8 protein-coding genes, 1 pseudogene and 1 riboswitch are annotated in these 12,484 nt (G+C 49.3%); of the genes and pseudogenes, 6 read left to right on the top strand and 3 right to left on the bottom strand.

From position 1 onward, the window contains the following. Positions 1–73: 73 nt before the first annotated feature. Positions 74–647: pseudogene (locus tag BN1360_RS12085) on the bottom strand (cyclodeaminase/cyclohydrolase family protein). Next, a complete protein-coding gene (locus tag BN1360_RS12080) occupies positions 640–1,503 on the bottom strand; it encodes a bifunctional 5,10-methylenetetrahydrofolate dehydrogenase/5,10-methenyltetrahydrofolate cyclohydrolase (protein ID WP_068780104.1) in 864 nt (287 codons plus the stop codon). Before BN1360_RS12080 ends, BN1360_RS12085 begins: the two are co-directional and overlap by 8 nt. 108 nt (positions 1,504–1,611) lie before the next feature. Then, positions 1,612–1,699: riboswitch (ZMP/ZTP riboswitch) on the bottom strand. 305 nt (positions 1,700–2,004) lie between these two features. Here BN1360_RS12080 and BN1360_RS12075 point away from each other — a divergent pair. Both BN1360_RS12075 and BN1360_RS12070 read left to right on the top strand, forming a co-directional pair. Then, positions 2,005–2,589, top strand: coding sequence for a 50S ribosomal protein L25 (locus BN1360_RS12075; protein WP_068780103.1), 585 nt, complete (start codon positions 2,005–2,007; stop codon positions 2,587–2,589). 76 nt (positions 2,590–2,665) lie between these two features. Continuing rightward, positions 2,666–3,115 carry a hypothetical protein gene (locus tag BN1360_RS12070; protein ID WP_068780102.1) on the top strand — a complete coding sequence of 150 codons (450 nt, stop codon included), beginning with the start codon at positions 2,666–2,668 and terminating at the stop codon, positions 3,113–3,115. Here BN1360_RS12070 and BN1360_RS12065 read toward each other — a convergent pair. Further along, on the bottom strand, positions 3,100–3,873 hold the full coding sequence (locus BN1360_RS12065) for a GNAT family N-acetyltransferase (RefSeq protein ID WP_068780101.1): 774 nt from the start codon (positions 3,871–3,873) through the stop codon (positions 3,100–3,102). The genes BN1360_RS12070 and BN1360_RS12065 overlap by 16 nt on opposite strands. A gap of 181 nt (positions 3,874–4,054) precedes the next feature. Here BN1360_RS12065 and mscL point away from each other — a divergent pair, with 181 nt between their 5' ends. From mscL to BN1360_RS12045, 4 genes are all read left to right on the top strand, one after another. After that, complete coding sequence (gene mscL / locus BN1360_RS12060; RefSeq protein WP_195714315.1) at positions 4,055–4,453, top strand: large conductance mechanosensitive channel protein MscL; 399 nt, start codon at positions 4,055–4,057, stop codon at positions 4,451–4,453. Positions 4,454–4,590: 137 nt separating this feature from the next. Beyond that, entirely contained in the window at positions 4,591–6,339 is a 1,749-nt protein-coding gene (locus BN1360_RS12055; protein WP_068780099.1) for a globin-coupled sensor protein, read from the top strand. A gap of 346 nt (positions 6,340–6,685) precedes the next feature. Then, the gene (locus BN1360_RS12050) at positions 6,686–9,415 is read left to right on the top strand and encodes a glycoside hydrolase family 9 protein (RefSeq protein ID WP_068780098.1); all 2,730 of its coding nucleotides are present in this window, start codon (positions 6,686–6,688) and stop codon (positions 9,413–9,415) included. Between the two features lie 64 nt (positions 9,416–9,479). Then, complete coding sequence (locus tag BN1360_RS12045) at positions 9,480–12,467, top strand: glycoside hydrolase family 48 protein (protein WP_068780097.1); 2,988 nt, start codon at positions 9,480–9,482, stop codon at positions 12,465–12,467. The last annotated feature ends 17 nt before the right edge of the window (positions 12,468–12,484 follow it).

The following is a 12,484-nucleotide window of genomic DNA, read 5'->3' as shown; positions in this document are numbered from 1 at the left end:
GACTGCTCCCCTTACGCCACGCCAGGGGAAGGCAGCCGCAAATTCGCGAGCCTGACTGGGCCGCTCTAAAGGGTCAACCCTCGATTCGATCCTGAATAATTCGCGACGCTTTATTCTTCAAATCGCTGATTTGCTGCATTAATGTGGACACCTTATCGGCATACTGCTGCTTCAATTCCAGATCCTTCAGCGAGGCTAAATTGATCTCAACGGTCAGTAAAGCCGATTGAGCGGCTGCTTCGAACAAAATGGCGCTGATGCCGAGATCGGAGATGACATTTTTGTTCGAGCTCTCTGCGATGCTATAAGCACATTCTATACCGGTCCTGCACACTTCCATAAGCTGAACCGGAACTTCGATCGCGTTGATCGCAGCTTCATAGATCGCTTGCTTACGGGCCAGCTTCTCGGCCTCCGTCTCCTTCGGCAGCTTCAAAGCGGACATATAGTTGTTAAAAGATGCGATATCGCCATCAAATAACTCCCTGCACTCCTCATTTAAGCGATTCATTGCCCACCATCGAGGTCATTGCGGTGCCAAGTACTGCGACCAGCGCTGCTACGCTGCCCCCACCCGGGGGGGGGCTGGAACTGCTGGCTTTGCTTACGAAGCTCTCAATGGAATCCTGCCATGTAATTTCACTCATGCTTGCCAGCCTCCTCCCGTTGAATCTCTATCGCCTTCAGCAGATTCTCATACAAAATAGCGGTCGTTAATGTACCTACACCGCCCGGTACAGGCGATATCGCTTGAACGTGGTCAGCTACATCAGCCGCGACATCCCCGACCATTTTTCCATCCTCCGCTTCGTTAATCCCTGCATCAATAACAACCAGGTCTGCATGCACCATTTGCTGGTTCACTACTTCAGGCCGTCCAACGGCCACAAAAGCAATCTCGGCATGACTTAAATGCGAGGCGATGTGCGGGGTACGCGAATGACATACGGTCACAGTGGCATTCTCCCGCTGCAATAAATGAAATAGCGGCATTCCAACCGTTTGCCCCCGGCCAACCAGAGTAACGTTCTTGCCTGCCAGGCTATACCCATAATGCTTAAGCAGCTTGATGCAAGCCTGGGGTGTAGCAGGATAAAGTCCGGCTTCACCAGTCATCGCGGCCCATTTATTCGCCGGTGTCACGCCGTCCACGTCCTTTTGTGGTGAAATCGCCTGCTCGATTTTTGCGGCAGAAATTGGCTTGGGCAAAGGAAGCTCCAACATAATCCCATGTACCTTCGTATCCTGATTCAACTCCGCAACCAGCTGCAGCACCTCTGCTTCCGTGACCTCGGCATGCAAATTATAAAGTGTAAACTGAACGCCCAGTTTCTCGGCGATCTTCTGCTTGACTTTGGCATAATAGGCAGAGGCCGGGTCTCCTTCAACCAAAATCGTTGCCATACGTGGCTGAATCCCCTTGGTTTTCAGTTCCTCCACCTTGGCCCGAATCGTCTCATATACTTGATCCGCCGCCACTTTTGCTTTCATAAGCAATGTCATTCCAAACATCCTCTCCATCATTTTATTGGACAAATCCATCTACTTACTGACAAAAAAGCAAAAAAAGCATCCACGAGCGCCCCGTCAAATGGACGAGACAATCGAAGATACTTTTCCCCAGGCGAACGGAATCGTTTATCAGCCGCATGCTCCCTCGTGGTTAATTCCACTTGCTTCGCCAGTCACATACAGCACTAATGCTTTCATATTAGCAAAAATTTGAACGAATGAAAACCGGCAGCCGAAAAATTCCATATTAAACCAGTATGTGGTCGACAGAACCATTTTTCTATGTTATCGTACCTATTAATAAGGCATTTCGTTCCGCTGAGAACGAAGTGCCTTAGCGCGTATTTATACGACTTTTTACATTAAATGTATTAAGGAGGGTGATGTGATGGTGCTCATGCTTCCCCAGCTACGGGGGGCGAAATCCGTAGTCATATAGACGATAGATTTTGAGGGCATTGAATACCAACTATTTCAGAGGAGTGTAGTATAATGAGAACATGTTTTCAAGTTGAAGAACGTATACCAATGAATCGAACGGGATTGAAGCGACTGAGGAATTCAGGGCGGCTTCCTGCTGTTGTATTCGGATCTGGCACAGAAAATCAGAACATCCATTTGTCCACGAAGGAATTCGGAAAATGGATAAGACGAGGCAGTGGCGGTATTATTGAACTGAATCTTGAAAATCATGACTCGATTCCTGTTCTTCTGGAGGCGATTCAGCGCGATCCGGTAACACAGGAATATATTCATGTGGATTTCCTGCGTGTCAAGAAGGATGAACTCGTACGGACCAAGGTCAACATCGAGTTCGCTGGTACTCCGAGAGGTACAAAGCTGGGCGGAATCGTCCAAACCCAAAGTACCTTTATTGAAATCGAATCCTTCCCGGACAAGATTCCGGGTTCGATTATCGTAGATATCAGCCATCTTGAAATTGGGGATTCCATTCACGTTGGCGACATTGAGCTTCCGGATGGGCTCGTCCTGATCTCGGCCACAAATGAGCTGCTTGTCTCGGTAGTAACCCCGAAGGTTCAAGCAGAGGATATCGAGGCGACCGTCGAAGCTTAATATATATTAGGAATTTGATTCATCTCTTAGGCCCTTCGGATTTCCGGAGGGCCTGATTAATAGGAGGATACATCGGATGGGAATGAAAGACTCAGTTGAAATATATACAAATATAAGAGCATGGGAAGATCTACGCAGAATCGAAATCGATAGAATGAGAAAAAGACAGTCAGCTTCTCAAAATGGAGATTTAATCATTGCTGCAGATGAAATTGAGATCATCAATAAGCAAAAAATGAAAGAGCTTGAAGCAGCCTTTTTGGAAGAAAGTACGGATGTCGAATATATTGTGACGCAAACTTTTCCCGATCTTAAAAAAAGCGCATGGTTAAATACATACTTCATTGAAGAAAACAAAATAGAATCAGAAGGCTATCAATATAAAACATTTAAAGGAACATGCGCTCCGGAGCATCAACGGGAAACCTGTAATACTTTGGAAGAAGCCGTAAGTGGGATACTACTTGCAACAAACTCCCAAGCCTCAATTGACAATGCTATAAAAGGTTTTTATTTTTGGATATAACGATGAGTTGCCCGTTCTCCCATCCCCTTCACCCTATACCAATACCGATAAATCTCCGTGTACCCGAGCTTCTCATAAAGCCGCCGGGCAGGCGCATTATTTGCGACCACCGCTAAATAGCTGTGTCTGGCTCCATGCTGCTTGCCCCATTGCAATAAATGAAGAATCATCTGTTCCGCATAACCCTGATTGCGGTAAACGGGGTCCGTAACAATATCGAACAATCCCATATATCCCCGCTCGAGCACTCCGCAGCCGCAAGCTATGGCTCTGCCATCAGCATATAAGCTGATCAAGGCCTTACGAGCCTTGATATTGCCCAGCATGGTGACCATCGTCGCTTTGTGTTCTTCCTTAACCCGATTTATCGCACAAAAAGCATGAATCCACGCCGGGTCAGCCTCTTCGCTTACCTTCACCCCTTGCAGTTGCGGCTGCCTGACATGCTCCAGATCGAGCACCTGAACACTGGTTATATCCAGCTGCGAATATCCCCGCTCCCCTAGCACTTCGTCCAAATTCACCGGATGCACAAATGGAGTTATTTTATAAATTACAGGAAGCCGTTGATCCCTATACATTTTCTCGCAATCATCCATTTTCCGCTGAAGATCATAGGTTGAACCATAGATCGGGCTTATCGAATTAGCCCGCTTCGTATAACCATTCGCGAACCGCAGCAACCAGCCATCATACACTAACGTCGATAACGACGGCCAATGATTCAAGGATAATTCCTCAATCGATCTGCTATCCATTTTGAGTTCACTCCCTTTTATATTTTTGAATTATAATACTATTATATGAATAAATATTCAATATTATTAATCTCCTACTATTCCAGTATTCTTGCATAATCCAACATTTATTGATATATTACCAAAGATGGATTCTTAAAAAGGAATCATTATTTTTACACAAGCAGGTGAATAAATGGGTATACTCAAAGAATTTAAAGAATTTGCGCTTAAAGGCAATGTACTTGATTTGGCTGTCGGGGTTGTCATCGGTGGCGCTTTTGGCAAAATTGTCGCTTCTCTCGTCAGTGATGTTATTATGCCGCTGGTGGGTATGCTTCTTGGAGGCGTCAACTTATCCGGATTGGTGCTTACGGTTGGGGATGCAGAACTGGCTTATGGCGTATTCCTACAGACAGTCATTGATTTTCTGATTATCTCAGCAGCTATCTTCCTCTTCATCAAGGCTATTAATAAATTCAAACGCAAAGAAGAGGCCAAACCCGCTGCGGAGGAAGCTCCTAAACCCTCGAATGAAGAAGTCTTGCTCACAGAAATACGCGATTTGCTTAGACAGCAAAATAACAAAGCGGCCGAATAACAATCAACGATTGCTAAGAGAGGATGCTTGCCATAATGAGGTGAGTATCTTCTTTTCTATGCGATATCCAGAAATTTATCCCAGCAGAAGAAAAAACAGGAATCCTACTAAAATACATATGAAAAGAGGTTATTACCATGTTCCGTATGCGCCATAAAACAGATTCCGGGGCGCCAGTGGCTCTTTCCGAATCCGAACTCACCTCTGTGCAAGCGCTTCAACAGAAGTTATACTTCCTGCAAATCAGTCAGTCAGATCTGAACAATCTGCGCAAGCTTACCGAATTAATTGATAATCTGGCCAAGCCCATTACCGATAGCAATTACGATATACTGTTCCAAATCCCCGAAATGCTGCAAATCATTAAAGATCACAGCACAAGAGAACGCCTGTCAAAGACATTTGTTGAATATCTGAAATCAATCCCGAGAGTAGAGTTTAACGAAGAATATGTCATTTCCCGTAAAAAAATCGGCTTTGTCCATAACCGAATCAAGCTGTCGCCTGAATGGTTTATCGGGGCTTATACAAGAATTTACGAGATTCTCATTCCGGCTATCGTCCGCAAGTTCTCAAGGGCCAGCGAAGTCGCCGAGATTATCATCTCCTTGCAGCGCGTACTGATGCTGGATTCTCAGCTTGTGCTTGAAGCCTACAATGAAGCCCACGACTTCCAGTACATAGAGACCAACAGCCAGATCATCGAAGAATTGATTCAAATGGATAAAGTAAAACCGCTGATTGATTCCGTGAACCTATCCTTGCAGGAGACGACAAATATCAGCTCAGCGGCTCAGGAACTGACTGCTTCGATCCAAGAGGTAGCGGATCATTCCGTTCAGCTAAGCGATCAATCCGAGGACATGATGAGACAGGCCAAGCAAGTGGAGCATTCCGTTCGAGAGGCGCTTCAGGACTTCTCCGATACGGCCCAGGATGTCTCCCGTTCCAGCCAGCACTTCGAGCAATTTCTGCAATCGATTCATCATATTACGGATATTATCGACGTAATCAATAATGTCGCCAATCAGACCAATCTGCTGGCCTTGAATGCATCCATTGAAGCCGCCAGAGCCGGAGAGCAGGGTCTTGGCTTCGCTGTCGTAGCGAGCGAGGTACGCAAGCTGTCAGAACAGACTAAGGAGGCTGTTGGACAAATTACCGGGGTGATCACAGCATTCACGGATACGGCCAAACAAATTGGAGAAGAGACCAAGTCGATGGGTTCTCATATCGCTGAGCGCGTAGAGACAACAAGCGAAGCGCTTGGCAGTCTTGATCAGATTATGGAACGCATTGAGGGCTTCCGTGATTACACGGCCAACGTGGCCTCCATTGTTGAACAACAAGCCGCAGCAACCAGCGATATTACGGAACGCACCTCTATTTTGCTGCGTCACCAGGAGGAAATTCAGCAATTCGCCAGCGCGACGGGGAAGGATATTTACGAGGTAAGCCGCAAAGTTGACTCCTTACGATTGAAAACGCTTAAAATAAACGCTCAGCTCAGCCATTCGCAAATACTGCGTACCGTGAAAACAGATCATCTATTATTGCGTTGGTGGGTATACAATGCTGCACTTGGCTTTAATCATGCCGATCACCAAGGAAACCAGATTCAAGAGCCTTGCCGCTTGACTCAATGGCATAAGGAGAACAAGGACAACCCTAGGCTGGCCTCCCTGTCCGCCTTCCGCTCTTTAGGGGAACGGCACGAAAGTGTTCATCATCTAGCAAATGAAGCTATGGATTATATACAATCCAACCAGCATGTGCAGGCTGACAAGCGGATCATGGAATTGGAGCTCGTTTCACAAACTATGATTGAGACGCTCGACCAGCTTCAGCAGGAGATCATTCAGCAAGCGCGCAGCAAACAAGCGTAATTTGCTTCTTTTCGAGCAGCCAGCGATCCTATTAAAACAGGATCCTGGCTGTTTTTCGGAAATAATAGAATTTTTTTACTGTAAAATATAGTAATATATATGTCTATATGGTATATTCTGGATAGGACCAGAGAAAAATGTCGATATTTTAAGACAGCGCGTCCCCTACTTTTACGGAAAGTGAGGTGAACGGGCTTTTTTGTATTGTCATAAATTAAGTTACTCCTCTGCCAAGCCACAAGATGAACTTATCTCATAATCTCTCACTTGGAACCTGCAACCCGCAGCCTGGAACAAGCATCCCGCACATAATTAGTTAATTACAATGAAGGAGGGACAAGACAATATGAGAACATGGATCAAGAAAAGCTGCTTGCTATCATTCAGTTTTTTGTTAGCGCTTACAGCATATTCGGGCTTCTCCCCATCTTCCCCTGTCGCCAGCGCTTCCTCTGCCGACTACAATTACGCTGAAGCCCTGCAGAAATCGATCTATTTCTATGAGGCGCAAAGGTCCGGGAAGCTGCCAGCCGATAATCGCGTTGAATGGCGCGGGGATTCCGGACTGCAAGACGGAGCGGATGTTGGACATGACCTGACCGGTGGCTGGTATGATGCCGGAGACCATGTCAAATTCGGCCTCCCTATGGCGGCAACCGCTACAATGCTGGCCTGGTCGGTATATGAATATCGCGAAGGGTATGAGAAGGCTGGACAACTGGATGAGATATTAGACAATATTCGCTGGGCAACAGACTATTTTATCAAGGCTCATACTGCACCCAATGAATTTTACGGACAGGTCGGCAACGGAACGGCAGATCATAATTGGTGGGGTCCTGCCGAGGTTATGCAAATGCAGCGTCCATCCTATAAGATCGATGCAACGCATCCTGGCTCCGATTTGGCTGGTGAAACAGCCGCTGCGCTGGCCTCTGCTTCCATCATCTTCAAGAATAGCGACCCGGCATATTCGGACAAGCTGCTGCAGCATGCCCGGCAATTGTACAATTTCGCCGATCAATACCGCGGTAAATATTCCGACAGCATCACCGACGCCAAGCAGTTCTACAATTCCTGGAGCGGATATGAGGATGAGTTGAGCTGGGGGGCTGTCTGGCTGTATCTTGCCACGGGTGAGCAGACTTATTTGGACAAAGCGATTACGGCTAGCGATACATGGGGAATCAATCAGCAAGGTCTCTGGGATTACAAATGGACACATGCCTGGGACGACAAGCACTATGGCGCCCAGTTGCTGCTTGCCCGGATTACCGGCGATCCGAAATTCACAGCATCGGTGGAACGCAACATTCAGTTCTGGACGACCGGCATTAACGGAGAACGAGTCACCTATACCCCTGGCGGACTGGCCCATTTGGACCAATGGGGGGCGCTGCGCTATGCAGCTAACCAGGCTTTTATCTCATTTGTGTATTCCGATTGGGTGTCTGATTCTGCGAAGCAAATAAACGCGCGTTCATTTGCGGAAAGGCAAATTCTCTACATGCTCGGAGATAATCCGCGCAACAGCAGTTATGTGATTGGATATGGCAACAACGCTCCACAGCACCCGCACCATCGAACCTCTCACGGTTCCTGGGCAGATAGTCAGAACCTGCCGGCCAATCATCGCCATATCCTGTATGGAGCTCTGGTCGGCGGCCCTGGAAGCAACGATGCTTATACAGACTCGATCAGCGATTATGTCTCGAATGAAGTGGCCACCGACTACAACGCCGGATTCACCGGAGCGCTGGCGAAGATGATGCTTCTGCATGGCGACGGACAGCAGCCGCTTGCTAACTTCCCGGCTCCCGAGCCCCGCGATGACGAGATGTTCGTGGAAGCTTCCGTGAATGTCAGCGGCAGCAATTTCGTAGAGATTCGCGCGCTGCTTAATAACCGTTCCGGCTGGCCGGCCCGCGTCAGCGAAGCGATGTCATTCCATTATTACATCGACATTAGCGAAGCGGTTGAAGCCGGTTATGGTCCGGAGGACATTACCGTATCCGCTGGAGGCTACAATCAGGGAGCCACAGTCTCCCCGCTGCTTCCCTATGATGCGGACAACCATATTTACTATACAAAGATAGATTTCTCAGGGACCCCCATCTATCCTGGAGGGCAATCCGCATACAAGAAGGAGGTTCAATTCCGAATCGCCGCTCCGCTCAATACGAATTTCTGGGATAACAGCAATGACTTCTCTTATCAAGGGATGCCGTCCAACAGCGCCGGACCAGCCAAGTCCCTCTATATCCCGGTCTTTGATGCTGGCGTACATGTCTTCGGCGAACTGCCGCAAGGCGGAAGCAATCCGGGGCAACCTGCGGTACCCGCAGCTCCGAAAAATGTTAAAGCCACGGCCGGCAACGCACAGATCCAGCTCACCTGGAATGCGGCTTACTCGGCAGATGACTACTTGATCCAACGCTCCACAACCAACGGTGGCCCATATACCACTGTCGGAGTGGTTAACTCCCCGTCATTTACAGATAGCGGACTGACTAACGGGACGACCTACTACTATGTCATCATAGCCAGAAATAGCGTCGGCAACAGCCTGCCCTCTACCCAGGCCAGCGCCAAACCAAATGAGGCTCCTGCACCGGCCCTCGGTGACCTGAAGCTGCAATACCATGTCAATGACACGAGTCCGAACGATAACCAGATTCGCGCCCAATTCCGCATCGTTAACACCGGCACGGAGAGCATTGCCCTTAGCGATGTGAAGCTGCGTTATTATTACACCATCGATGGGGACAAGCCGCAGGAGTACCATTGTGACTATGCCTATGTGGGCAGCGGCAATGTAAGCGGCAGCTTCACTAAGATGAATCCGACGGCTCCGGGAGCCGATTATTACCTGGAGCTCTCCTTCTCAAGCGGAGCCGGCGTTCTTGCCCCGGGAGCCAACAGCGGAGATATCCAGGTCCGCTTCAACAAGACGGACTGGAGCAATTATAGCGAAAGCGATGACTACTCCTATGACGGGACCCAGCAGTCCTATGTGGACTGGGAGCGAGCCACCCTGTATCAGAACGGAACACTCATCTGGGGGATTGAGCCTTAATTTTTATACAGACGATTATCTCAAAGAAGGATTCAAATAATGTGAAGAAAGGTTGGTGACAACTATGAAATCGACCGTATTCCAAAAAACCGCATCGATCGTCATGACCGCCGCGTTACTCGTATCACTTATGACAGGCGCCTTCGGATTGGGTGCTAATAAAGCTTCCGCCGCTTCCCTGGAAGAGACCCGCTTCCTGCAGCTATATGCGCAAATCAAAGATCCCTCCAACGGTTATTACTCCGCAGAGGGAATCCCTTATCATGCCATCGAGACACTGATGAGCGAAGCGCCTAACTACGGGCATATGACGACCTCGGAAGCGTACAGCTACTGGATGTGGCTTGAAGTATTGTACGGCTATTATACCGAGGACTGGAGCAAGCTCGAAGCAGCATGGGACAATATGGAGACTTATATTATCCCTATTAACGAAGGCGATGGTGTTCAGGAGCAGCCAACGATGAATTACTACGATCCTAATAGTCCGGCTACCTACGCGGCCGAATACGCACAGCCGGACCAATATCCCAGCCAGCTTAGCGGCCAATACTCCCCTGGCAAGGACCCGCTCGATGCTGAATTGAAGGCTACCTACGGGAACAACCAGACCTATCTGATGCATTGGCTCGTCGATGTAGATAATTGGTATGGGTATGGGAATTTGCTTAATCCGTCCCATACTGCAGCATATGTTAACACCTTCCAGCGAGGCGAGCAGGAATCTGTATGGGAGGCGGTCTCCCACCCTTCTCAGGATGACAAGACCTTCGGCAAATCGGGGGAAGGCTTCATGACCCTGTTCACCAAGGAGAGCAATGCTCCTGCGGCGCAGTGGCGTTATACCAATGCGACCGATGCCGACGCCCGGGCCATTCAGGCCATGTATTGGGCAAAAGAACTGGGTTATGATAACGAGGTTTATTTGCAAAAAGCGGAGAAAATGGGCGACTATTTGCGCTACGGCATGTACGATAAATACTTCCAAAAAATCGGCAGCGCCGCCAACGGCATCCCATCCGCCGGTACTGGCAAGGATGCCAGCCATTATCTGATGGCTTGGTACACAGCCTGGGGCGGCGGGCTAGGACAAACCGGCAACTGGGCTTGGCGCATCGGAGCAAGCCACGCGCATCAAGGCTATCAGAACGTCGTTGCAGCCTACGCCTTATCCGATCCGGACGGCGGGCTCATTCCAGCCTCTCCAACAGCCGGGCAGGACTGGGCGACCTCCCTCTCCCGCCAGCTTGAATTCTACACCTGGCTGCAATCCAGCGAAGGAGCGATCGCCGGGGGAGCAACGAATAGCTGGAATGGTTCTTATGCGGCCTATCCGGCCGGAGCTAGTACATTCTATGAAATGGCCTATGATGAAGCCCCGGTCTATCATGATCCTCCATCAAACAACTGGTTCGGCATGCAAGCCTGGCCGGTAGAGCGGATCGCCGAGCTGTACTATATCCTTGCTTCAAACGGCGATACAAGCTCGGCCAATTTCCAAATGGCCAAGCAGATTACGCAGAAATGGGTAGACTGGTCGCTTGATTATGTATTTGTGAACGAGCGTCCGGTAACGGATGGCGAGGGATACTACCTGGATGGCCAAGGCATCCGTGTGCTCGGCGGCAGTAACCCGCAAATCGCTACGGTCTCCGCTCCCGGCGAATTCTGGATTCCAAGCAATCTCGAATGGCAGGGCAAACCGGATTCCTGGAACGGCCTTGGCAGTTATACAGGCAATCCGAACCTGCATGTCACAGTCAACAATCCGGGACAGGACGTTGGTGTATTAGGCAGCTACATCAAAGCCCTCACTTTCTTCGCCGCAGCAACTAAAGCGGAGAATGGCAATGATATCGGCCTGGGGTCGCAGGCCGAACAGGCCGCCAAATCGCTGCTGGATACGGCATGGGCCTATAACGACGGAATCGGCATAACTACTTCAGAACCGCGTGCCGATTACTACCGTTACTTCACGAAGGAGATCTATTTCCCGAATGGATGGAGCGGCACGTTTGGACAAGGCAATACGATTCCCGGCAGCAATACGGTCCCTTCCGATCCGGCCAAGGGCGGAAATGGCGTATATGCCAGCTACATTGATGTTCTCCCGAACATCCAAAATGATTCCTCATGGCCGTATTTATTAAATAAATACAACACCTCTTGGAACCCTAGTACACAGAAGTGGGAAAATGGTGCGCCTGAATTCACCTATCACCGCTTCTGGGCTCAGGTGGATATGGCCACTGCCTATGCAGAATATGATCGCTTGATTCAAGGCGGCGGCAGCGGTCCGGTTGAGCCGACTGCTCCGAAAGCTCCGGCTAATCCCAAAGCAAATGCGGGAGATGCCAAGATCGACCTGTCCTGGAGCAAAGCATCCGGTGCAGACAGCTATACGGTTCATCGGGCAACTGTAAGCGGCGGCCCTTACACGGCAATAGCGACAATCACCGGCACTTCATACACGGATACGAGCGTCGTGAATGATACAACCTATTATTACGTCATCAGTGCAGTGAACGCCATTGGAGAAAGCCCGTATTCCGCAGAGGTCAGCGCGACTCCTAAGGCGATTCCGGTACCTGCTGCCGGAGATCTGGTCCTCCAATATCGTACAAATGACACCAATCCGAACGATAATCAGATTCGCGCCCAATTCCGCATCGTAAATAACGGGGATACGCCCATCGCTCTAAGCAACGTCAAATTTCGTTATTACTATACGATCGATGGAGACAAGCCGCAGGAATTCCACTGTGACTATGCCGCGCTCGGCAGCGGTAATATCATCGGCAATTTCGTCAAGCTGAACAGCCCGGCAGCCGGAGCAGATTACTATCTGGAGGTCTCCTTTGGGCCCGGGGCCGGCACCCTTGCACCTGGGGCAAATACCGGGGAAATTCAAGTTCGGTTCAATAAGACCGATTGGAGTAATTACGCTGAAAGTGATGACTACTCCTATGATGCAACCCAATCGAATTACGCGGATTGGGAGCGCGTTCCTGTCTATCTGAACGGGGCCCTCGTATTCGGCTTGGAGCCATAATCAGCGAATAAGTTATC

The sequence above is a fragment of the Paenibacillus sp. GM2 genome, from assembly GCF_900069005.2.
Taxonomy (GTDB): domain Bacteria; phylum Bacillota; class Bacilli; order Paenibacillales; family Paenibacillaceae; genus Fontibacillus.
This window is presented reverse-complemented; position numbering and strand designations above follow the sequence as displayed.

Bases quoted from the DNA above. Each gene is read 5' to 3' on its own strand.
- BN1360_RS12080 (WP_068780104.1), bottom strand. From the start codon at position 1,503: ATGACATTGCTTATGAAAGCAAAAGTGGCGGCGGATCAAGTATATGAG.
- BN1360_RS12075 (WP_068780103.1), top strand. From the start codon at position 2,005: ATGAGAACATGTTTTCAAGTTGAAGAACGTATACCAATGAATCGAACG.
- BN1360_RS12070 (WP_068780102.1), top strand. From the start codon at position 2,666: ATGGGAATGAAAGACTCAGTTGAAATATATACAAATATAAGAGCATGG.
- BN1360_RS12065 (WP_068780101.1), bottom strand. From the start codon at position 3,873: ATGGATAGCAGATCGATTGAGGAATTATCCTTGAATCATTGGCCGTCG.
- BN1360_RS12055 (WP_068780099.1), top strand. From the start codon at position 4,591: ATGTTCCGTATGCGCCATAAAACAGATTCCGGGGCGCCAGTGGCTCTT.
- BN1360_RS12050 (WP_068780098.1), top strand. From the start codon at position 6,686: ATGAGAACATGGATCAAGAAAAGCTGCTTGCTATCATTCAGTTTTTTG.
- BN1360_RS12045 (WP_068780097.1), top strand. From the start codon at position 9,480: ATGAAATCGACCGTATTCCAAAAAACCGCATCGATCGTCATGACCGCC.